Here is a 21,573-nt window from a genome sequence, read left to right as displayed (position 1 = left end):
ACATGAAGCCAGGATGCTGGATTGTCTGGTGGTGGTTGAGCCTGATGGCCACCTGTTGGGCGAGTGAAGCGCCGCAAGTATTGCAGGTGCTGACCCGCACCGGACTGGGAAGTATCCAGCTACGTCTGGACGAACAGGATCGGCAATGGCTGCGTTTGCACCCGGTGTTGCGCATGGGCATTTCCGGACCGGATTACCCGCCATTCGAAATCACCCGCAATCAGCATGAGCTCGAAGGACTGACTGCCGATTACGCCGATCTGCTGGCGCAATTGCTCGGCGTGCGCATCGAAGTCCAGCGTTTTGCCAATCGCGATGCGGTGATGGCGGCGCTCAAGCGCGGCGATCTCGATGTGTTGGGGACTTCCAACAGTTTTGAGACCGCCGACCCGGACATCATTCTGTCCCGTGCTTACGCCGAAGATCAGCCGATGCTGGTGACCCGGCTCGAAGAACAATTGCCGAGCGATCTGGCCGGCAAGCGCCTGGCCATGGTCGAGGACTACTTGCCGCTGGCGAGCGTGCAAGCGTTTTATCCTCGGGCAAATGTGCAGCGTTATCCTTCGGCAATGGATGCGCTCGGTGCTGTGGCTTTCGGCGCGGATGACGTTTATCTGGGCGACTTCATCAGCGCCAACTACCTGATCAACACCAATTACCGTAATGACCTGCAATTGGCCGGGCCGTCAGGGCTGGATGCCAATCCGTTCGGTTTTGCCCTGTTGCGCAGCGAGGTGCGCCTCAAACGTATCGTCGACAACGCGTTGACGGCGATTCCCATGGAGCGTCGCCAACGCATTGAACAGCGCTGGAGTGTGGGCCTTGCCGAGATGGCTGAACAATCGCGGGTTCAACTCAGTGGCAGTGAGCAGGAGTGGCTGGAGCAGCACCCGGTGGTGCGTGTCGGCGCCATTGAAGATTTCGCGCCACTGACTTTTTTCGACGCCGACGGTCGCTTCAGCGGACTGTCGGCGCAACTGCTGAGTTTGATCAGCCAGCGCAGCGGGCTGAAGTTCGACATCGTGCGCGGCGCCTCGCTGGATCGCCAGATCGAACAGCTCAAGGCCGGTGAACTGGATATATTGCCGGTGGTGACGCCGAGCAGCGAGCGCGAAACCGAACTGCAATTTACTCGCGCTTATCTGAACAATCCGTTTGTGCTGGTCAGTGCGAGCACCGAGCAGGGCTCGCTCAAACTCGATGACCTGGCAGGTAAGCGACTGGCGATTTATCGCGGCCATCCATTACGCGGTTATTTATTGGGACGTGTGCCGGGCATTCGTCTGGTCGATGCCAAAAGCCCCGCTGAAGGCATGGCGATGATTGCCAAGGGGCAAGTCGACGCCACGGTGAGTTCGTTGCTCGTGGCGCGCTTTCTGATCGCCCGTCACTACCGCGAACGTCTGCGCATCACCGGCACGGTCGGCGATCAACCGGCACGCATTGCGCTGGCGACCGCACCGCAAATGCCCGCACTGCATTCGATCCTGAACAAGGCACTCCTGAGTATCGCCCCGCAACAGATGGACGAACTGGTTGAACGCTGGAGCCACGATGTGGTGGTCGATGACAGTTACTGGTTAAAACATCGTCAGGAAATCCTGCTTGGCTTTGCCGGTGCAGCGGTCTTGTTGGCGCTGGCGCTGGCCTGGATCGTTTTTCAGCGTCAGCAGATTCGCCGGCGCCAGCAGTGGTTGCAGCAACTGCAGGAAGCCAAGGACGCAGCAGATGATGCCAATCGGGCGAAAACCACGTTTCTGGCGACCATGAGCCATGAAATCCGCACACCGATGAATGCCTTGATCGGCATGCTCGAACTGGCCCTGAAGCGCGCAGAAGAGGGCGTGACCGATCGTTTGGCCATTCAGGTAGCGTCCAATGCCGGGCAACAATTGCTGGCGCTGATCGGCGATATTCTCGACATTGCACGGATCGAGACCGGGCATTTGTCCCTCGCGCCCGAACGCGCCAACCTGCGCGAACTGGTGGCGTCAGTGTGTCGGGTGTTTGAAGGGCTGGCGCGGCAGAAACGCTTGTTGTGGCACATCGAACTGGATACCCGCAGCAACGTTGATGTGCTGATTGATCCGACGCGGTTCAAACAAGTGCTGTCGAATCTGCTGAGCAATGCAATCAAGTTCACTGAAGAGGGCGAAGTCAGTCTGCGGCTGGTGGTGAGTGCAACGGTGACAGACACACTGGCCGTGAAAGTGCGGATCGAGGACAGCGGCGTCGGGATCAGCCACGACGATCGGCGGCGCTTGTTCAGCCCGTTCGTGCAGGCCGGCAATCACTCGGCGTCGGCACGCAGCGGTTCCGGGCTGGGCCTGGTGATCAGTCGCAGCCTCTGCGAAATGATGGGCGGCACGCTGCGGCTCGACAGTGCGCCGGGCGAGGGAACGCAAGTCGAAGTCAGTCTCGAACTGCCGCTGTTGGCCGCACTCGCTCAGGCCCCGGCAATCCCGCGCGCTGCGGCTGCCGATGCGTGTTCACTGAGCGTGCTGGTGGTGGACGATCATCCGGTGAACCGTCTGTTGCTGTGCTGGCAGTTGAGTGAGCTGGGCCATCGGACGGTCGACACCGAGAACGGTGATGAAGGCCTGGAGCGCTGGCGCACGCAAGCGTTCGATGTGGTGATCACCGATTGCAACATGCCGAGGCGCAACGGTTATCAACTGGCGCTGGCGATTCGTGAGGAAGAAGCGACTGCCGGGCGCAAGCCGTGCCTGATCTTTGGCTTTACCGCCAATGCGCAGGCCGAGGAAAGGACGCGCTGCCTGAATGCCGGTATGGACGAGTGTCTGTTCAAACCGATCCGCTTGCACGATCTGGCGCAGGCGTTGACGGCGGCCAGTCATTGCGACATCGCGGCGGCTTCCAGCGCGGTGCCAGCATTGGCGGAAATCGATCTGAGTACCCTGGAGCAAATGGCCGGGGATGATCGTGGCTTGATCGAGCATTTGCGCAAGGAGGTGTTGAACAGTTTGCACCTCGATCTGCAACGTCTGGATGTTCTGCTGCATGAGCAGGATCGCGCAGGGCTGCGCGAACTGGCTCATCACATCAAGGGCGGGGCGCAGATGGTCGGGGCCGCGCGAGTGGTGGCTGCGTGTGTCGAGCTTGAGCAGGCGTGCCGCGAATCGCACGCGGCGCCATTGGCCATGGCGAGCGATACGTTGCGTGAGGCCATGGCCGGCCTCGCGCAACGCCTGCAAAACTGACGGGCGTCAGGTCAGTCCCAGTCTGGTGCGATGCCTTTCGGGCTGGTTAGGCGATGGCCACGATCCAGCGTGGCAATCAGCGCCATGTCGGCATCGCTCAAGGTCAGCGCCGTGGCGGCAAGGTTGCTTTGCAGGTTGGCGCGTTTGGTCGACGACGGGATCACCGCGTAGCCCGACTGCATCGCCCAGGCGAGGGTGACTTGCGCCGGGGTGGCTTGCAGGTGTTCGGCGATCTGCTGGATCAGCGGGTCTTTCAGCACTTCACCGTAGGCGAGGGTCATGTACGAAGTGATGTGGATGCCTTGGCTACGGGCGAACTCGTCCACCTTGCGGTTCTGCAGGTACGGATGCAGTTCGATCTGGTTGGTCGCGATGTTTTCTGCACCGACCGCCGCTATTGCCTGCTTCATCAAGTCGAGGGTGAAGTTGGACACACCGATCTGCCGGGTCAGGCCCAGACGCTTGGCTTCGAGCAGGGCGCCCATGAATTCTTCCACGGGCACCTGGTTTTCCGGCGACGGCCAATGAATCAGCGTCAGGTCAAGGTAGTCGGTCTGCAGTTTTTGCAGGCTTTCCTTGAGGCTGTCGATCAAGCGATCTTTGGCGAAGTTGGCGACCCAGATCTTGCTGGTAATGAACAGCTCTTCGCGCGAGATGCCACTGGCGGCGATGGCCTGGCCGACGTCGGCTTCGTTTTCGTAGATTTGCGCGGTGTCGATGACCCGGTAGCCGAGATCGAGGGCGGTACTTACCGAATCAATGACCACCTGGCCTTGCAGACGAAACGTACCAAGACCGAAAGCGGGAACAGACATGAAAGGCTCCAGGGGTTGCAGTGGGAATGGCCAGGAGTATCCGCGTCTGCATCGTTGAGAAAAACCGCTGGTGGGGCAAAGCACTGTTGACCGGAAATCATGAATCAAAAGGGGAATTTGTGTTGTCCGGGCTGGCCTCTTCGCGAGCAGGCTCGCTCCCACAGGGGATTTGTGAACGCCGCAGATCTCCTGTGGGAGCGAGCCTGCTCGCGAAGGGCGCCCCACCGATTCAAGCAATATCGCTATGCGCAAACTCTTCGCCGAGAAAATCGATCAAGGTACGCACCGACGGCAGCAACCCGCGCCGCGACGGAAAGATCGCATGCACCACCCCGCACTTCGGTGCCCAGCCGGGAATCAACTCGACCACGCGTCCGGCGGCAATGTCCTCACGCACCACCACACTCGGCAAGTGCGCCACGCCGACCCCGGCAATCACTGCCTGACGCAAGGCGATCAGATCATCGGTGACCAGGCGTGGCGTATGGCGAATCAGCGCCGTGTTGTCATTCGGCCCCAGCAACTCCCACTGATATTCACGCTGCGCCGCGCCCCAGTGCAGGCTCGGCAGTCCGTTGAGGTCCGCAGGCGAGGGCGGTGACGACAGGCGTTCGACAAACTGCGGGCTGCCGACCACCGATTGCGTGCTGTTGCCCAACACCTTCATGACCATGTCGGTGTTCTCCAGTGGCGGAAAACGCACCCGCAGCGCAATGTCGAATCCTTCGTGAATCAGGTCGACCCGGCGGTTGGTGCTCTCGATGAACAACTCCACCAGCGGGTACTTGAGCATGTAGCGCGTGAGCATCGGCCCGACCCACGAATTGAGCAGCGCCGTCGGGCAACTCAGGCGCACCAGGCCTTGCGGTTCGGAGCGGTTGCGCTCGATCAGTTCGGCGGCGCTTTCGGCTTCGATGCGCATGGCCAGGCAGCGCTGGTAATAGGCCTGGCCGATTTCAGTCAATGAACAATGACGGCTGGTGCGGTGCAGCAGACGTACGCCGAGACGCTCCTCAAGCTCGGCAATGCGCCGGCTGAGTTTTGATTTGGGCATGTCCAGCGCCCGCCCGGCGGCGGCAAATCCGTGGTGCTCGACCACTTGAGTGAAGTAGTAGAGGGTATTGAGGTCTTCCACCATCGTTCTCCAGATAGAACGCTAAGGCTGATTTTTGCAGTCTAGTGCATTGATGGTCATGGATTTAAGCTTAATCCATCGCGTCACTCACCCAAATTGGAGACAACCATGAAAAACATCATCGGTATCTACACCAGCCCGCGCGGCCATTGGGTCGGCGATGGTTTCCCGGTTCGCACGCTGTTTTCCTACGACAACCTGGGCAAACACATCAGCCCGTTCCTGCTGCTTGATCACGCCGGCCCGGCCGATTTCACCCCGACGACTGAACGGCGTGGCGTTGGTCAGCATCCGCACCGTGGTTTCGAAACCGTGACTATCGTTTATGAAGGCGAAGTGCAGCACCGCGACTCGACCGGCAGCGGCGGCATCATCGGCCCTGGCGATGTGCAATGGATGACGGCGGCGTCGGGGATCCTCCACGAGGAATTCCACTCGGAAAACTTCGCCAAAACCGGCGGCAAACTGGAAATGGTGCAGCTGTGGGTCAACCTGCCGGCCAAGGACAAAATGGCCGCGCCGGGCTACCAGACCATTCTTGACAGCGACATCCCGAGCATCGCGCTCAAGGACAACGCGGGCAGCCTGCGCCTGATCGCCGGTGAGTTCGATGGCCACACCGGCCCATCGCGCACCTTCACGCCGATCGACTTGTGGGATCTGCGCCTCAACGCCGGCAAGTTGCTGACGCTGGATCTGCACGAAGGCCGCAATACCGCGCTGGTGGTGCTGAAAGGCTCGGTGCAGGTCAACGGTGTGGAATCGGTGCGCGAAGGGCAGTTGGCGCTGTTCGAACGTGACGGCCATCAGATGACGCTCGAAGCCAGCCAGGACGCGGTGGTGTTGCTGCTCAGCGGCGAGCCGATCGACGAACCGATCGTCGGCCACGGCCCGTTCGTGATGAACACCGAGCAGGAAATCCACCAGGCGTTCGCCGACTTCCAGTCCGGCCGCTTCGGCCAGATGCACGCTTAACGCACCACCACTCCGCTCTACACAGGACGCGTAGGCCGGTTCGCAGGCCAAGGATGGCTGTTGCCTATAGAAAAGAGGAAACGCCCATGAACACTGTCAATGCAGCGAACTTCGACGGCCAGAAACCGACCATCGATGCCAGCGACGCGGCCATGTTGTTGATCGACCATCAGAGCGGTCTGTTACAGATCGTCAAGGACATGGACGTGCCGCAACTGCGCGCGAACGCCATCGCACTGGCCAAGGCTGCGACCCTGTTGAAGATGCCGGTGATCACCACCGCCTCCGTGCCGCAAGGGCCGAACGGGCCGTTGATTCCGGAAATCCACGAAGCCGCACCGCATGCGCAATACGTGGCGCGCAAAGGCGAGATCAATGCCTGGGACAACCCGCAGTTTCACGCCGCAGTGAAAGCCACCGGCAAGAAAACCCTGGTGATCGCCGGCACCCTGACCAGCGTGTGCCTGGCGTTCCCGTCGATCGCCGCCGTGCACGAAGGCTACAAGGTGTTCGCCGTGGTCGACGCGTCCGGCAATCACTCCAAACTTGCCACTGATCTGACAGTTGCCCGTTTGGCCCAGGCCGGGGTGGTGCCGATCGACATCATGGCTACGCTTTCCGAGCTGCAAGGCTCGTGGAACCGTCCCGATGCCGAGCAGTGGGCGGCCGTCTACGCCCAAGCCATGCCCCATTATCAATTGCTGATCGAGAGTTACCTCAAGGCTCAGCAAGTCGCGAACGAACACGAAGTGCTGGATTCCCAGCGCTGATCGAGTCACCTGAGGCCGACCCCCGTCGGCCTCTACCACCCGCGAGGATTACTGCTATGACCACTCAATACAAACGTCTGGACAAGAACAACGCTGCGGTACTGCTGGTCGACCATCAGGCCGGACTGCTGTCGCTGGTGCGTGACATTGAACCGGACAAATTCAAGAACAACGTGCTGGCGCTGGCCGATCTGGCCAAGTACTTCAAACTGCCAACGATCCTCACCACCAGTTTCGAAACCGGCCCCAACGGCCCGCTGGTGCCAGAGCTGAAAGCGCTGTTCCCGGAAGCGCCGTACATCGCCCGTCCTGGCCAGATCAACGCCTGGGACAACGAGGATTTCGTCAAAGCGATCAAGGCGACCGGCAAGAAGCAACTGATCATTGCCGGTGTGGTGACCGAAGTCTGCGTGGCGTTCCCGGCGTTGTCGGCGCTGGAAGAAGGCTTCGACGTCTTTGTGGTGACTGACGCGTCCGGTACGTTCAACGAACTGACCCGCGAATCGGCGTGGAACCGCATGTCCAGCGCCGGTGCGCAATTGATGACCTGGTTCGGTCTGGCCTGCGAGCTGCATCGCGACTGGCGCAACGACATCGAAGGGCTGGGCACGCTGTTCTCCAACCACATCCCGGATTACCGCAACCTGATGACCAGCTACAGCACCCTGACCAACGGTAAATAATCCTCGACACACCACGAAACCCCTGTGGGAGCGAGCCTGCTCGCGAAGGCGTCAGGTCAGTCGATGCACCTTTGACTGATCCACCGCATTCGCGAGCAGGCTCGCTCCCACATTTGGTTTTGCGGTGTTTTTGCGCGGGCGTTCATGCTCTGAAATCAATTGCTCCTACACTTGCTCAATCTGTGCGATCTTCTCGCGATTGGCCCCCGTCGGAGTTGTTTGATGCTGTCTCTGCTCACCGAACATCCGTTGTTCTGCGCGTTGATCCTGATCCTCCTCGATCTGGGCCTGTGGCGCCTGATCTCCTCCCATGGCAGCGAGTGGAAACTGCTGGTGCGGGTGCTGATTTTCACGTTGTTCAGCGTGCTGCTGTTCAACGAAGGCCTCAACCCGATGGAGCCGGCGCCGTGGGTCGACAACGTGCCGCTGCACCTGGCGGCGACCGGGTTGCAGATCGGCTGGTGGCTGTTCGGCGCGCGCACCCTGACGGTGTTGATCGGCGCAGTGATGATGCAACGGGTCGGCCACACCGGGCGGCTGTTGCAGGATCTGCTCGGTGCGGTAATTTTCCTCATCGCGATCATTGCCGCGCTGGCCTACGTGCTGGATCTGCCGGTCAAAGGCGTGCTGGCCACCTCTGGCGCATTGGCGATCATCGTCGGTCTGGCCTTGCAGAGCACCCTCAGCGACGTGTTCTCCGGCATCGTCCTCAACACCACCAAGCCTTATCAACTGGATGACTGGATTTCCATCGACGGCACCGAAGGCCGGGTCACCGACATCGACTGGCGCGCCACGCGCCTGCAAACCAGTCAGGGCAGCATGGCGGTGATCCCTAACTCGCTGGCGGCCAAGGCCAAGATCATCAACTTCAGTCGGCCGAGCAATATGTTCGGCGTCTCGGTCAGTGTGCAGGTCAGTCCGCATGCGCGACCCAGTTCGGTAATCGATGCGCTGGAGCGGGCAATGCAGGGCTGCCGGCAACTGCTCGACACGCCAGCGCCGAGCGTGGCACTGAAAAGCTCCGGCAGCAGTGGCGCGGAGTACGAGATCAGCGGTTTCGTTGCCTCGATGGGCGAGAAGCGCGTGGTGCGCAATCAACTGTTTGATCTGGCGTATCGGCACTTGCAGGCGTCCGGAGTAAGTTTGCTATCGAGCAATGAAACCGGTGCGCCGGCCAATCTTTCGCGGCCACGGGCATTGCTCGACAGCTCGCCGATTTTCTCGACGTTGCGCCAGGAAGAGAAGGAAACCTTCAGCCAGAACATGACCCTGCAAAGTTTCCGTGCCGGCGAGACAATTCTTGAGGCGGGGGAGGTCAGCGATCACTTGTTCATTATCGAGTCGGGGGTGGTCACGGTGACCTTGACCCGCCATGGCTCGCCGTTCGAGTCCGGGCGCATGGGCCCCGGCGAAGTCATCGGCGAGGCCGGCATACTTTCCGATTCTTCTGTGCCGGCCAAGTTTGCCGCGAAAACCTTTTGCGCTCTGTACCGCATCGAGAAGACTTACCTGAAGCCTTGCTTGGACGCTCGCCACGATATCAGCGATGCCATGAAAACCTTGCTCGATTACCGTCTGCACAAGGCGCAATCGCTGACCGAGGAAGCGCCGGTGGTGGTGGCGAAAAAAGGCTTTCTGCAGTGGCTGCGCAATCGCGCCTGAAGGGTCAGGCGCCGAGTTTCTGCTCCAGTTGCAAACGCACCTGCGGCCACTCGTCGTCGATGATGCTGAAGCGCACCGAGTTGCGCTTGCGTCCATCCGGCATGATCCGCTCATGCCGGACGATGCCTTCCTGTTGCGCGCCAAGGCGCAGGATGGCGTTGCGTGACTTCTCGTTGTTCTCGTCGGTGGTGAACTGCACGCGCACGCAATCGAGAACTTCGAAGGCGTGACGCAGCATCAGGTACTTGGCTTCGGTGTTGACGAAAGATTTTTGCCAGCTCGCCGCGATCCAGCTGCTGCCGATTTCCAGCTTGCGATTGAGCGGGTCGATCTTCCAGAAGCGCGTGGAGCCGATGACTTCGCCGGTCTCCTTGAGAACGATGACGAACGGCATCACCGTGCCGGCATCCCGCCCATCGAGTGCCTTTTTCAGATAACTGTCGACAGTGCTGACCGAAGGCACCACGGTGACGGTGAGGTTCCACAATTCGCCGTCAGCGGCCGCGTGGAGCAGGGCAGCGGCATCGGAATACTCAAGCGGGCGCAGAAGAATGCGCTGACCTTGCAGCGTGGTTTTCATGGAAGTCAGGTCTCGGCAGAGCGGGCGAATGGCGAGCGCCTATTACGCCGCAGCGGGCTGATCCGATGCAACCGCCACGATGTTCACGAGGTCAGAATTTTCACAGCACACGGACAGGAGCCTGCGCCGATGAAAAACCTGCGAATCGCCACCTACAACGTCAACGGTTTACGCGCGCGTCTGCCAAATCTGCTGGATTGGCTCAAGCGCGAACAACCGGATATCGCCTGCCTGCAAGAACTCAAGTCTGTCGACACGGCATTCCCTGCGGCAGAACTGGAAGCCGCCGGTTATGGCGCGATCTGGCAAGGCCAGGCCTCGTGGAACGGCGTGGCGATTCTCGCCCGTGACGCGCAACCGCTGGAGAGTCGACGCGGTCTGCCGGGCGATCCGGATGACAAGCACAGTCGTTATCTGGAAGCGGCGGTACATGGCGTGTTGGTCGGTTGCCTGTACCTGCCCAACGGCAATCCGCAGCCGGGACCCAAATTCGATTACAAACTGGCCTGGTTCGAACGGCTGATCAGCTACGCCAAAGACCTGCAGAGCAGCGATCACCCGGTGGTGCTGGCCGGTGATTACAACGTCGTGCCCACTGACATGGACATCTACAACACCCGCTCCTGGCTCAAGGATGCGTTGCTGCAACCGCAGAGCCGCGAGTGTTATCAGCGCCTGCTCGATCAGGGCTGGACCGATTCGCTGCGCCATCTGTATCCCGAGGATCGTCTCTATACGTTTTGGGATTATTTCCGCCAACACTGGCAAACCAACTCCGGACTGCGCATCGATCATCTGCTGCTCAACCCTGCGCTGAGTCCGTATCTGTATGAGGCCGGGGTCGACGCCTGGGTGCGCAACGAGCCGCATGCCAGCGACCATGCGCCGACGTGGATTCGTATCGGCTCACGCAAGAAACGCTAGCGGGCGATTGGCGAAATCAATTGTCGAAAACACCGCCCGATCCCGTATACATGGCGACCATCAACGCAGTGACCTGCGGCCCCATGCATAAGGACCGAGCAATGAGCGAGCCACGCCTGACGAATCTGAAGCTGTACCTGCAACGCTTGGGATTTGATGCCCCGCCGGCACCCACGCTGGACACCTTGCGCGTATTGCAACTGCGCCACACCGGTGTTTTTCCTTTCGAGAATCTGGCGACGATCACCGGGGCTCCGGTGTTGATCGATCTGCCGTCCATCGAGGAAAAAGTCCTGCTCGGTGGGCACGGTGGTTACTGCTATGAGCTCAACAACCTGTTTTTTGCCTTGTTGCTGGAATTGGGTTTCGACGCTCGCGCCATCAGCGGGCGGGTGGTGATGAATCAGCCCGAAGGCAGCTGGACAGCGCGCACGCACCGTTTGAGTCTGGTGACCATCGACGACGTGCGTTACATCAGCGATGTCGGCTTCGGTGGCATGGTCCCGACCGCGCCGCTGCTGCTCGACACCGAGACCGAGCAAGCGACCCCTCACGAACCTTATCGCATTGAAACGCAGGCCGACGGCTACATGCTGCGTGCCCACGTGGCGGGTGAATGGCGGCCGATGTACCTGTTCGACCTGCAGCGCCAGGAAGACATCGATTACACCATTGGCAACTGGTATGTCTCGACGCATCCAGAGTCACCGTTCACTCAGCGTTTGATGGTCGCGCGCACGGGTAATGGCTGGCGCAAGACGCTGAACAACGGCAGTTTCGCTGTTCATCGCATGGGCGCCAGCAGCGAGCGGCGCGAAGTGACACAGGTCGATGAGCTGATTGAATTGCTGGCGCGCGAGTTTGCTCTGCACCTGCCGGATCTGCCCCACATACGGCAGGCTTTGGCGCGGATGATCGTACCGGCTTCCGTTTAGGGCTTGGCGTCTGGCTCGAGCACTCGGCGGATTTCCCCGACCGCTGCCGACAGTTTTTTCTCGAGACTCTTGAGGTCTGCGGCGGTGATGCCTTTCTTGAATTGCCCGCTCGATTCGGCTTGTTCCGGTTTGGCAACGGCATCGAGCAGGGCATGACGCAGGGTGTTATTGATCACCGTCTGATAACCGAATCCTTCGTTTTCCGCGACCGTTCGCGCCGCTTCGATGACGGCGTCATCCAGCATGATGGTGATGCGGGTTTTGCCCTTGTTTGACGCCAATGCACCGCGTTTGCCCTGAGAGAAGTCATATTCGTCTTGCATCGATCAAGCCTCCAGAAAATAAGTGCTACGTTCGCTGGGTGTGGCGACACGTGCAGAAATGATTCGAACGACATTCGCATCCCGGTAACTGTAAGCAACGACCAACAAGCGCCCTTTGCCGTTGAGGCCAATAGTGATCCAGCGCTGTTCGTCATGGTCGTTGTCCTCGATTGTCAGTGCTCGTTCGTCGTGAAAGACCGGTTCGGTTTCCGCGAGGCTGACGCCCTTGTGCTTGAGTTTGTTGGCTGCGTTCTTGCTTTTGTCGTACTGAATTTCAATTGACTTAATTATGCATACTTTATATGTATAAAAAAGAGCGCGACCGCACCGTCGGTCGCCGTGAACACTTCAGCGTAGTGGCGGCAGGCGAGGGCACTGGAGAGGAAGTGTTGCCGGATTTGTGGGGGATGGGAGCAGCGGGCTAGAAGCTTGGGTGGCTACCTATCCATTATGTGACTGATAAGTTGTATACAACTCTATGGACATTTGTCACGAGTATTGAATACAGTGTGCGCATAACAAAAACCAGGGAACCCCCCACCATGAAAACGCCCCATGTTTCACACCAACGGCCCGAGGACGAAAATCTCGGGGTCGGCGCGAATATGGCTTACGGCCTGCAACATGTTCTGACCATGTACGGCGGTATCGTTGCGGTGCCACTGATCATTGGCCAGGCGGCCGGCCTGTCGCCGGCGGACATTGGTTTGCTGATTGCTGCTTCATTGTTTGCGGGGGGGCTGGCGACACTGCTGCAAACCCTGGGTCTGCCGTTTTTTGGCTGTCAGTTGCCGCTGGTACAGGGCGTGTCGTTCTCCGGCGTGGCGACCATGGTCGCGATCGTCAGCAGTGGCGGGGAGGGCGGCTTCCAGTCGGTGCTGGGCGCAGTGATTGCGGCGTCCTTGATAGGCTTGTTGATCACACCAGTGTTCTCGCGCATCACCAAGTTCTTCCCGCCGCTGGTCACCGGCATCGTGATCACCACCATCGGCCTGACGCTGATGCCGGTGGCCGCGCGCTGGGCGATGGGTGGCAACAGCCACGCGCCGGACTTCGGCAGCATGCAGAACATCGGTCTGGCGGCAGTCACACTGGTGCTGGTGTTGTTGCTGAGCAAGGTCGGCAGCTCGACCATCTCACGCCTGTCGATCCTGTTGGCCATGGTGATCGGCACGGTGCTGGCGGTGTTCCTCGGCATGGCGGACTTCTCCAGCGTCACCACCGGACCGATGTTCGGTTTCCCGACGCCGTTTCATTTCGGCATGCCAACCTTCCACTTCGCCGCGATCCTGTCGATGTGCATCGTGGTCATGGTGACGCTGGTGGAAACTTCGGCAGACATTCTGGCAGTCGGTGAAATCATCGGCACCAAGGTCGATTCCAAACGTCTCGGCAATGGCCTGCGGGCGGACATGCTGTCGAGCATGTTTGCGCCGATCTTCGGTTCGTTCACCCAGAGCGCGTTCGCCCAGAACGTCGGGCTGGTGGCCGTCACCGGGATCAAGAGCCGTTACGTGGTCGCTACGGGCGGTATCTTCCTGGTCATCCTCGGCCTGCTGCCATTCATGGGCCGGGTCATTGCGGCAGTGCCGACTTCGGTGCTCGGTGGTGCCGGTATCGTGCTGTTCGGCACCGTGGCAGCGAGCGGCATCCGTACGCTGTCCAAGGTTGATTACCGCAACAACGTCAACCTGATCATCGTCGCCACCTCGATCGGTTTCGGCATGATCCCGATTGCTGCGCCGAACTTCTACGATCACTTCCCAAGCTGGTTCGCGACCATTTTCCACTCGGGCATCAGCTCATCGGCGATCATGGCGATTCTGCTCAACCTGGCGTTCAACCACTTCACCGCCGGTAACTCGGATCAGCAATCGGTGTTTGCCGCAGCCGAGGAGCGGACCCTGCGTTATCGCGATCTGGCGGCGCTGCGTGAAGGCGATTACTTCAGCGACGGCAAGTTGCACGACTGCGATGGCAAGGAAGTGCCGGTGATCGAGCCGGATGATCACGATCATGGTCATGGCGCGCCGAAGGTGCAGGTGAAAAGCAGCGAGCATGTCTGACCGCTGTAACTGAATGAAAAAGGGCCGATCTGTTTTATACAGATCGGCCCTTTTTCATTTGCCGCTTAAAAGATCTTTTCGAGCGCCCACAAAAAAGCCCCTGAATCTTTCGATTCAGGGGCTTTGCTATTTGGCTCCACAACCTGGACTCGAACCAGGGACCCAATGATTAACAGTCATTTGCTCTACCAACTGAGCTATTGCGGAATTTGTGCGTATGTTACTGATTTAAAAAGACTAGTCAAGCACTCGTTGTGAAATTAAGTGATTGATCAGGACGACGGGCGGTTTGTCAGTGATTGGCGGTTACCAGAACCGTAGCAGAGGTCTACCATAGCCGCCCGGAAGTGGTCACACGCGCTGCCGGCCATTCGCCGAAAAGGTACGTGCCATGAAGCATTCAATCCGCAACAACGAGGTGTTCGCATGAGCATCGCGCAAATCAGCCTGCCCAAAGGCGTCGGTCCACACGCCGAAAAACTCTTCGACGCAATCACTCAGGCTGGCACCGCTGAAGAATTGAACCGCGCCGGCGGCAAGGCCGAAGGTTTTGTCCTCGGTCTGGAAAGCACCAAAGCGATCAAAAGCCAGATCGCCGAATCGCTTTACGTCGCTTATGACGATGCCGCCACTCAGCGTGCGAGCGAACTGGCTTAACTGCCGAAGGTAATGGTACCCAGCATCAGTTTGGCGTAAGCCGCTGTGGCTGCCAGTTGCACCAGCCACAGCACCAGGCCGCCGAGAAACACCCCGGCAGCCACTTGCAGCACCAGGCTTTTTTCGCGTTTGGCCGAGGCGCGGGGGATGAAATCATCCAGATCGTCACGGTCGGCGCGCAGGTTGTCGTTTTTCATATGGGTTCTCTCAAAAATCTCGGATGTACGCATAACCTGTGGGAGCGAGCCTGCTCGCGAATGCGGTTTGTCTGCCAACAATGATGGCGACTGACCCACTGCATTCGCGAGCAGGCTCGCTCCCACTCTTCAGATTTGTGTGCAGTTTAGAGGGAATGTGGCATTCCTTCGGACAAATAAAAAACGGGAAGCCCCAAGGCTTCCCGTTTTTCATCACGCGCTGAAATCAGATGACCTGAACAATCGCATCCGTTACAGCCTTGATGTTGCTCTGGTTCAGCGCAGCCACGCAGATCCGGCCGGTGTCCAGTGCGTAAATGCCGAACTCGTTACGCAGGCGATGCACTTGCTCAGTGGTCAGGCCGGAGTAGGAGAACATGCCGCGCTGACGACCAACGAAGCTGAAGTCGCGACCCGGGGCTTTTTCGGCCAGCAGATCGACCATCTGCGTACGCATGCCGCGAATGCGCAAACGCATTTCAGCCAGCTCGGCTTCCCACTGCGCGCGCAGTTCCGGGCTGTTCAACACGGCAGCCACGATACTCGCACCGTGAGTCGGCGGGTTAGAGTAGTTGGTGCGGATCACACGCTTGACCTGCGACAGCACGCGCGCGCTTTCTTCTTTCGATTCGCTGATGATCGACAGGGCGCCAACGCGCTCGCCGTACAGCGAAAACGACTTGGAGAACGAGCTCGAAACGAAGAAGGTCAGGCCGGATTCAGCGAACAGGCGCACAGCTGCGGCGTCTTCGTCGATACCGTCGCCGAAGCCTTGGTAGGCCATGTCGAGGAACGGCACGTGCCCTTTGGCGCGGACCACTTCCAGCACGTTGTTCCAGTCCGCCGGGGTCAGGTCGACGCCGGTCGGGTTGTGGCAGCACGCGTGGAGGATAACGATCGAGCCATTCGGCAGGGCGTTGAGGTCTTCGAGCATGCCGGCACGGTTAACGTCGTGGGTGGCTGCGTCGTAGTAGCGGTAGTTCTGCACTGGGAAACCAGCGGTTTCGAACAGCGCGCGGTGGTTTTCCCAGCTCGGGTCGCTGATCGCTACAACAGCGTTCGGCAGCAGTTGCTTGAGGAAGTCGGCACCGATCTTCAGTGCGCCGGTCCCGCCGACGGCCTGAGTGGTGATGACGCGACCGGCGCTGATCAGCGGCGAGTCGTTGCCAAACAGCAGCTTTTGCACGGCCTGGTCGTAGGCCGCGATGCCATCGATCGGCAAGTAACCGCGCGAAGCGTGTTGAGCAGCGCGAATGGTTTCGGCTTCGATCACGGCGCGCAGAAGTGGAATTCGCCCCTCTTCGTTGCAGTACACGCCAACGCCCAGGTTGACCTTGGTGGTCCGGGTATCGGCGTTGAATGCTTCGTTGAGGCCCAGGATTGGATCGCGGGGTGCCATTTCGACAGCGGAGAACAGGCTCATTATTGCGGCGGCTCTGAATGGAGAATGGAGGGACGTGTCGCGCTCCAGCCGGATGCACTAGAGCGGTGCACAAACGGGGAGCTAGTATAGAGGCCATTACTGAACAATGGCGACAGGCGATTCGGCTTTTAGGCCAAGTTTTTCCGATTATTTCTTGACCGTTAGTCGACTGCGCGTGTCAGAGTCTTTACCGGATGTAGGACGTTTGCCTTGAAAGGTGAGGCAATCGCCACCACATTGAGCACAATCCAGCTTTTTTCTTGCGCGACACCGGTCGTTTGCGGTCGTCCCCGTGGTGCTCCGCTTTACTCGGAATGCCGCGATTCCAGAGGTGTTTATGTCCGAATTCCAGCTCGTCACCCGCTTCGAGCCCGCCGGCGATCAGCCGGAGGCCATTCGCCAACTGGTGGAGGGCATCGAAGCCGGCCTGGCGCACCAGACGTTGCTCGGTGTGACCGGCTCGGGCAAGACCTTCAGCATCGCCAATGTCATCTCGCAGATTCAGCGCCCGACGCTGGTGCTGGCACCGAACAAAACCCTGGCTGCGCAGTTGTACGGCGAGTTCAAGGCGTTTTTCCCGAACAACGCCGTCGAATATTTCGTTTCCTACTACGACTACTACCAGCCCGAAGCCTATGTGCCGTCGTCCGACACCTTTATCGAGAAGGATGCGTCGATCAACGACCACATCGAGCAGATGCGCCTGTCCGCGACCAAAGCGTTGCTGGAGCGCAAGGACGCGATCATCGTCACCACGGTGTCGTGTATCTATGGTCTCGGTAGCCCGGAAACCTATTTGAAGATGGTGCTGCACGTCGATCGCGGCGACAAACTTGATCAGCGTGCGTTGCTGCGGCGTCTGGCCGACCTGCAATACACCCGCAACGACATGGATTTTGCCCGCGCGACCTTCCGTGTGCGTGGCGATGTGATCGACATTTATCCGGCGGAATCCGATCTGGAAGCGATTCGCATCGAGCTGTTCGATGACGAGGTCGAAAGCATTTCTGCGTTCGACCCGCTGACCGGTGAAGTCATCCGCAAGATGCCGCGCTTCACCTTTTACCCGAAGAGCCACTATGTGACGCCACGGGAAACCCTGCTCGACGCCATTGAACACATCAAGGTCGAACTGCAGGAACGCCTCGAATACCTGCGCAGCAATAACAAACTGGTGGAAGCCCAGCGGCTGGAACAGCGCACCCGTTTCGACCTGGAAATGATCCTCGAACTGGGTTACTGCAACGGCATCGAAAACTACTCGCGCTACCTGTCCGGGCGTCCGGCCGGTGCCGCGCCGCCAACCCTTTACGATTACCTGCCGGCGGATGCGTTGCTGGTGATCGACGAATCCCACGTCAGCGTGCCGCAGGTCGGCGCGATGTATAAAGGCGACCGTTCGCGTAAGGAAACCCTCGTCGAATACGGCTTCCGTTTGCCCTCGGCGCTGGACAACCGGCCGATGCGGTTTGACGAGTGGGAAGGGGTCAGCCCGCAGACCATTTTTGTCTCGGCGACACCCGGTAACTACGAAGCCGAACATGCTGGGCGCGTGGTCGAGCAACTGGTGCGCCCGACCGGGCTGGTCGATCCGCAGATTGAAGTACGCCCGGCGCTGACCCAGGTCGACGATCTGCTGTCGGAAATTTCCAAGCGCGTGGCGATCGAAGAGCGCGTGCTGGTCACTACGCTGACCAAACGCATGGCCGAAGACCTCACCGATTACCTCGCCGATCACGGTGTGCGCGTACGTTATCTGCACTCGGACATCGACACGGTTGAACGGGTCGAGATCATTCGCGATCTGCGCCTTGGCACTTTCGATGTGCTGGTCGGCATCAACTTGCTGCGTGAAGGCCTGGACATGCCGGAAGTGTCGCTGGTGGCGATCCTCGATGCGGACAAGGAAGGTTTCCTGCGTTCCGAGCGTTCATTGATCCAGACCATTGGCCGCGCGGCGCGGAACCTCAATGGCCGGGCGATTCTGTATGCCGATCGCATGACCGGTTCGATGGAGCGGGCGATTGGCGAAACCGAGCGTCGTCGCGACAAACAGATCGCCTTCAACCTCGAAAACGGTATTACCCCGAAGGGCGTGTTCAAGGATGTCGCCGACATCATGGAAGGCGCCACCGTGCCGGGCTCGCGCAGCAAGAAGCGCAAAGGCATGGCCAAGGCTGCCGAAGAGAACGCCAAGTACGAAGCCGAACTGCGCTCGCCGAGCGAAATCACCAAACGCATCCGTGCGCTGGAAGAGAAGATGTATCAGCTGGCGCGGGATCTGGAGTTTGAAGCGGCGGCGCAGATGCGCGATGAAATTGCCAAACTGCGCGAGCGGCTTTTGGCCGTTTGATCTTCATCGCCTGAGCGGGCCTCTTCGCGAGCAGGCTCGCTCCCACGGGGATTTGTGCACGACACAGATCCAAAGTGGGAGCGAGCTTGCTCGCGAATGGCGGCGACTCGGTCTTAATGAGACTCCCCAGCCTTCAATCCTTGTGGCAATTTCTTGGTCAACAAGACGGCGAGCATGCTGATCCCCAGCGCAATCCCGACAAAGTGAAACGCATCGTTGTAAGCCATGATCGCTGCCTGCTGATGGACGATCTCACTCAACTTACCCAACGCCGCCGTATCACTGCCAAACCGATCGGTCATCGACGCCAGTCGCTCGGCCACCTGCGGGTTGGTCGGCACCACCGCCTCACGCAGATAATCGAAGTACGTCTTGGTGCGCGCGTCCAGTAGCGTCGCGAGCAGGGCAATACCAATCGCGCCTCCCAGATTTCGCAGGATATTGAACAGACTCGACGCCGACCCCGCGTCCTGCGGCAGGATGTACGCCGTGGCGATCAGCGAAATGGTTACCATGATCAGCGGCTGCCCTAACGCTCGGATAATCTGAATCTGATTGAACTGCGGCCCGGCGAAATCCGGGTTGAGCACCCCCGACGAAAAACTCGCCAGACCAAACAATCCGAACCCCAGCGTGCACAACCATTTCGGTGAAATGATCTTCATCAGCTTCGGCACCAGTGGAATCAGAAACAGCTGCGGCACGCCCATCCACATGATCACTTCGCCGATCTGCAGGGCGTTGTAGTTCTGGATCTGCGCCAGATACAACGGCAACAAATAAATCGAGCCGTACAACCCGACCCCCATCCCCAGGCTGGAAATACTCGATAAACCGAAGTTGCGATTACGCAGAATGCCCAGGTTGATCAGTGGATTGGGTTTGGAAATCTGCACGATCACAAAGGTGATCAGGCTCACCAGCGCAATGCTGCCCAGCGTCACGATCAGGCTCGATTCGAGCCAGTCCTTGCGATGGCCTTCTTCAAGAAACACCTGCAAGCAACCGAGGCCAATCCCTAGCGTGAGGATGCCGGTGTAGTCGGTGCTTTTCAGCAATTCCCAGTGCGCTTCTTTCTTCTCCAGTCCGTACATCAACCCGGCGATCATGATCAGGCCCGGCGGAATGTTGATATAGAAGATGTATTCCCAGCCCCAGTTTTCCGTGAGCCAGCCGCCCAGCGTCGGGCCGATGGACGGCGCGAAGGTGGCGGTCATGGCGAACATCGCCATGCCTTTGGCGCGGTGGTGTTCGGGGAGTTTGATCAGGGTCAGGGTGAACGCCAGCGGGATCAGCGCGCCGCCGGTAAAACCTTGCATGGCGCGAAAGACAATCATGCTTTCCAGGCTCCAGGCCATCGAGCACAGCAGCGAGGAAACCAGAAACCCCAGCGACACCCACACCGCCAGTCGCCGCGCCGAGAGCAACTGCACCAGCCACGCGGTCAGCGGGATCATGATGATCTCCGCGACCAGATACGAAGTGGAAATCCACGAGCCTTCTTCCAGCGTCGCCGACAACGCGCCCTGGATGTCTTTGAGCGATGAGTTGGTGATCTGGATGTCGAGCACGGCCATAAAGGCGCCGAGCATCACGCTCATCACTGCAATCCAATCGCGCCGGGTCGGTTCGCCGACCGGGCGGATCAGCGCATCACCGGCCATTGTCCGGGGCGTCTTTGATGTTCACGGTGGCGGTCACCGACATGCCCGGACGGATCTTGCCGTGCAGCGGGTTATCGGCCTTGAAGGTCAGTTTTACCGGAATCCGCTGCACGACCTTGGTGAAGTTGCCGGTGGCGTTGTCCGGCGGCAGCAGACTGAATTGCGCGCCGGAGGCGGCGAACAGGCTGTCGACCCGCGCTTCGATCGGCGTGTCGCCATACGCATCAAAGGTCAGCTCGGCTTTTTGCCCGGGCTGCATGTGGCCGATCTGGGTTTCCTTGAAGTTGGCCTGTACCCAGATGTCTTCGTCCGGGACGATCGACAGCAGATAGGCGCCGGCCTGCACCACTTGACCGTTACGGGCGGCGCGCTGTCCGACCAGACCACTGATTGGCGCGTGGATTTCGCTGCGGGTCAGGTTGAGTTCGGCTTGCGCCAGATCGGCGCGAGCGTTGGCGATCTGTGCGTCGAGGCGTTTGATTTCCGCGTTCAGGGCGTTGACCTGTTGGCGCTGGCCTTGCGCATCAGCCTGCGCCTTGGCCACTTGCGAGCGGGCGATATGCGCGTCAGCGGAGAGGGTGGTCACGCGTTCTTCGGAAACATAACCGGGCTTGCGCAGGGTTTCCGCTCGCGACAAATCCATCTGCGAACGGCCCAGCGTTGCTTGTGTGGTCGCCACTTGCGCATCGCTGGCGGCGATCAGGCTCGATTGCTGGGTGAGTTTGCTCTGCGCTTGCAGGCGTTCAGCTTCGCGAGTGGCGAGAGCGGCGTTGGCGCGATCAATGGCCAGGCGGAAATCATTCGGCTCGAGGCGCACCAGCAGTTGGCCTTTTTCCACGTGCTGATTGTCCTGCACCAGCACTTCATCGATGCGCGCGCTCAATTGGCTCGACACACGGGTGATTTCGCCCTGGACATAGGCGTTGTCGGTGCTTTCATAAAAGCGTCCCTTGAAAAACCAATGGGCGAAAAAGCCCCCGGCAATCAGCAGGACGAGCAGCAGGAAAATCAACAGGCGACGCTTGAGTTGGGCAGGCATGGGCAAACTGTAGTCGAGGAATTGTAAGGAAAGTTATCAGCAGGCGAATCTGGCATACAGCCGATAAACGGTAAATGCCATCCGTTGATATTTGCCCATTCACCACGGCTTACGGGCGTTACAGACGCAAACTTGGCTTAAATGCCCT

Annotated in this window: 19 protein-coding genes and 1 tRNA gene; 10 read left to right on the top strand and 10 right to left on the bottom strand. The window is 59.5% G+C overall.

Features of this window, described 5'->3' with window-relative positions:
* The first annotated feature begins 2 nt into the window (after positions 1-2).
* A complete protein-coding gene (locus tag L8H52_RS20685; protein ID WP_242208507.1) occupies positions 3-3,221 on the top strand; it encodes a transporter substrate-binding domain-containing protein in 3,219 nt (1,072 codons plus the stop codon).
* Positions 3,222-3,232: 11 nt separating this feature from the next.
* Here the strand turns inward: L8H52_RS20685 and dkgB are convergent, their stop codons facing one another.
* Both dkgB and L8H52_RS20675 read right to left on the bottom strand, forming a co-directional pair.
* Positions 3,233-4,036: a 2,5-didehydrogluconate reductase DkgB gene (gene dkgB / locus L8H52_RS20680; protein WP_242208506.1), complete on the bottom strand. Its 804-nt coding sequence runs from the start codon at positions 4,034-4,036 to the stop codon at positions 3,233-3,235.
* A 229-nt stretch (positions 4,037-4,265) separates the two neighbouring features.
* Positions 4,266-5,174, bottom strand: coding sequence for a LysR substrate-binding domain-containing protein (locus tag L8H52_RS20675; protein WP_242208505.1), 909 nt, complete (start codon positions 5,172-5,174; stop codon positions 4,266-4,268).
* Between the two features lie 105 nt (positions 5,175-5,279).
* On the opposite strand from L8H52_RS20675, the gene L8H52_RS20670 reads away from it, so the two are divergent.
* The 4 genes from L8H52_RS20670 to L8H52_RS20655 all read left to right on the top strand — a co-directional run bounded on the left by L8H52_RS20670 (position 5,280) and on the right by L8H52_RS20655 (position 9,264).
* Positions 5,280-6,146: a pirin family protein gene (locus tag L8H52_RS20670; RefSeq protein ID WP_242208504.1), complete on the top strand. Its 867-nt coding sequence runs from the start codon at positions 5,280-5,282 to the stop codon at positions 6,144-6,146.
* An 86-nt stretch (positions 6,147-6,232) separates the two neighbouring features.
* Positions 6,233-6,916, top strand: coding sequence for an isochorismatase family protein (locus L8H52_RS20665; RefSeq protein WP_242208503.1), 684 nt, complete (start codon positions 6,233-6,235; stop codon positions 6,914-6,916).
* Between the two features lie 56 nt (positions 6,917-6,972).
* Positions 6,973-7,599: an isochorismate family cysteine hydrolase YcaC gene (ycaC, locus tag L8H52_RS20660; RefSeq protein ID WP_127926560.1), complete on the top strand. Its 627-nt coding sequence runs from the start codon at positions 6,973-6,975 to the stop codon at positions 7,597-7,599.
* A gap of 222 nt (positions 7,600-7,821) precedes the next feature.
* Positions 7,822-9,264 carry a mechanosensitive ion channel family protein gene (locus L8H52_RS20655; RefSeq protein WP_242208502.1) on the top strand — a complete coding sequence of 481 codons (1,443 nt, stop codon included), beginning with the start codon at positions 7,822-7,824 and terminating at the stop codon, positions 9,262-9,264.
* Positions 9,265-9,268: 4 nt separating this feature from the next.
* On the opposite strand, the gene L8H52_RS20650 is transcribed toward L8H52_RS20655, so the two are convergent.
* A complete protein-coding gene (locus tag L8H52_RS20650; protein WP_242208501.1) occupies positions 9,269-9,844 on the bottom strand; it encodes a GNAT family protein in 576 nt (191 codons plus the stop codon).
* A 129-nt stretch (positions 9,845-9,973) separates the two neighbouring features.
* On the opposite strand from L8H52_RS20650, the gene xth reads away from it, so the two are divergent.
* Together xth and L8H52_RS20640 are read left to right on the top strand one after the other, a co-directional pair.
* Positions 9,974-10,768: an exodeoxyribonuclease III gene (gene xth / locus L8H52_RS20645; protein ID WP_242208500.1), complete on the top strand. Its 795-nt coding sequence runs from the start codon at positions 9,974-9,976 to the stop codon at positions 10,766-10,768.
* Positions 10,769-10,869: 101 nt separating this feature from the next.
* The gene (locus L8H52_RS20640) at positions 10,870-11,703 is read left to right on the top strand and encodes an arylamine N-acetyltransferase (protein ID WP_242208499.1); all 834 of its coding nucleotides are present in this window, start codon (positions 10,870-10,872) and stop codon (positions 11,701-11,703) included.
* Here the strand turns inward: L8H52_RS20640 and L8H52_RS20635 are convergent.
* Both L8H52_RS20635 and L8H52_RS20630 read right to left on the bottom strand, forming a co-directional pair.
* On the bottom strand, positions 11,700-12,026 hold the full coding sequence (locus tag L8H52_RS20635; RefSeq protein ID WP_093432035.1) for a BrnA antitoxin family protein: 327 nt from the start codon (positions 12,024-12,026) through the stop codon (positions 11,700-11,702). The two genes, L8H52_RS20640 and L8H52_RS20635, sit on opposite strands and share 4 nt — an antisense overlap.
* Positions 12,027-12,029: 3 nt before the next feature.
* Positions 12,030-12,314: a BrnT family toxin gene (locus tag L8H52_RS20630; RefSeq protein ID WP_242208550.1), complete on the bottom strand. Its 285-nt coding sequence runs from the start codon at positions 12,312-12,314 to the stop codon at positions 12,030-12,032.
* Positions 12,315-12,568: 254 nt separating this feature from the next.
* Between L8H52_RS20630 and L8H52_RS20625 the strand changes: the two genes are divergently transcribed.
* Complete coding sequence (locus tag L8H52_RS20625) at positions 12,569-14,092, top strand: nucleobase:cation symporter-2 family protein (RefSeq protein ID WP_007913403.1); 1,524 nt, start codon at positions 12,569-12,571, stop codon at positions 14,090-14,092.
* Between the two features lie 131 nt (positions 14,093-14,223).
* Here the strand turns inward: L8H52_RS20625 and L8H52_RS20620 are convergent.
* Positions 14,224-14,299, bottom strand: a tRNA-Asn gene (locus L8H52_RS20620).
* 219 nt (positions 14,300-14,518) lie between these two features.
* Between L8H52_RS20620 and L8H52_RS20615 the strand changes: the two genes are divergently transcribed.
* Positions 14,519-14,749, top strand: coding sequence for a hypothetical protein (locus L8H52_RS20615; RefSeq protein ID WP_160057133.1), 231 nt, complete (start codon positions 14,519-14,521; stop codon positions 14,747-14,749).
* On the opposite strand, the gene L8H52_RS20610 is transcribed toward L8H52_RS20615, so the two are convergent.
* Complete coding sequence (locus L8H52_RS20610; protein WP_053118898.1) at positions 14,746-14,946, bottom strand: hypothetical protein; 201 nt, start codon at positions 14,944-14,946, stop codon at positions 14,746-14,748. The two genes, L8H52_RS20615 and L8H52_RS20610, sit on opposite strands and share 4 nt — an antisense overlap.
* Positions 14,947-15,172: 226 nt before the next feature.
* Positions 15,173-16,369, bottom strand: coding sequence for an amino acid aminotransferase (locus tag L8H52_RS20605; RefSeq protein WP_242208498.1), 1,197 nt, complete (start codon positions 16,367-16,369; stop codon positions 15,173-15,175).
* A gap of 337 nt (positions 16,370-16,706) precedes the next feature.
* Here L8H52_RS20605 and uvrB point away from each other — a divergent pair, with 337 nt between their 5' ends.
* Positions 16,707-18,722 (top strand): excinuclease ABC subunit UvrB, encoded by a 2,016-nt coding sequence (gene uvrB, locus L8H52_RS20600; protein WP_008083013.1) that lies wholly within the window; start codon positions 16,707-16,709, stop codon positions 18,720-18,722.
* A 113-nt stretch (positions 18,723-18,835) separates the two neighbouring features.
* Here uvrB and L8H52_RS20595 read toward each other — a convergent pair whose 3' ends face one another.
* Positions 18,836-20,326: an MDR family MFS transporter gene (locus L8H52_RS20595; protein ID WP_242208549.1), complete on the bottom strand. Its 1,491-nt coding sequence runs from the start codon at positions 20,324-20,326 to the stop codon at positions 18,836-18,838.
* Positions 20,327-20,375: 49 nt separating this feature from the next.
* A complete protein-coding gene (locus tag L8H52_RS20590) occupies positions 20,376-21,425 on the bottom strand; it encodes an HlyD family secretion protein (RefSeq protein WP_095111759.1) in 1,050 nt (349 codons plus the stop codon).
* Positions 21,426-21,573 lie beyond the last annotated feature (148 nt).

The organism is Pseudomonas sp. CROZ-RG-20F-R04-15 (assembly GCF_022662375.1).
Lineage (GTDB): Bacteria > Pseudomonadota > Gammaproteobacteria > Pseudomonadales > Pseudomonadaceae > Aquipseudomonas.
Note: the sequence above shows the minus strand (reverse complement) of the source record. Positions and strands in the feature narration are given on the sequence as shown.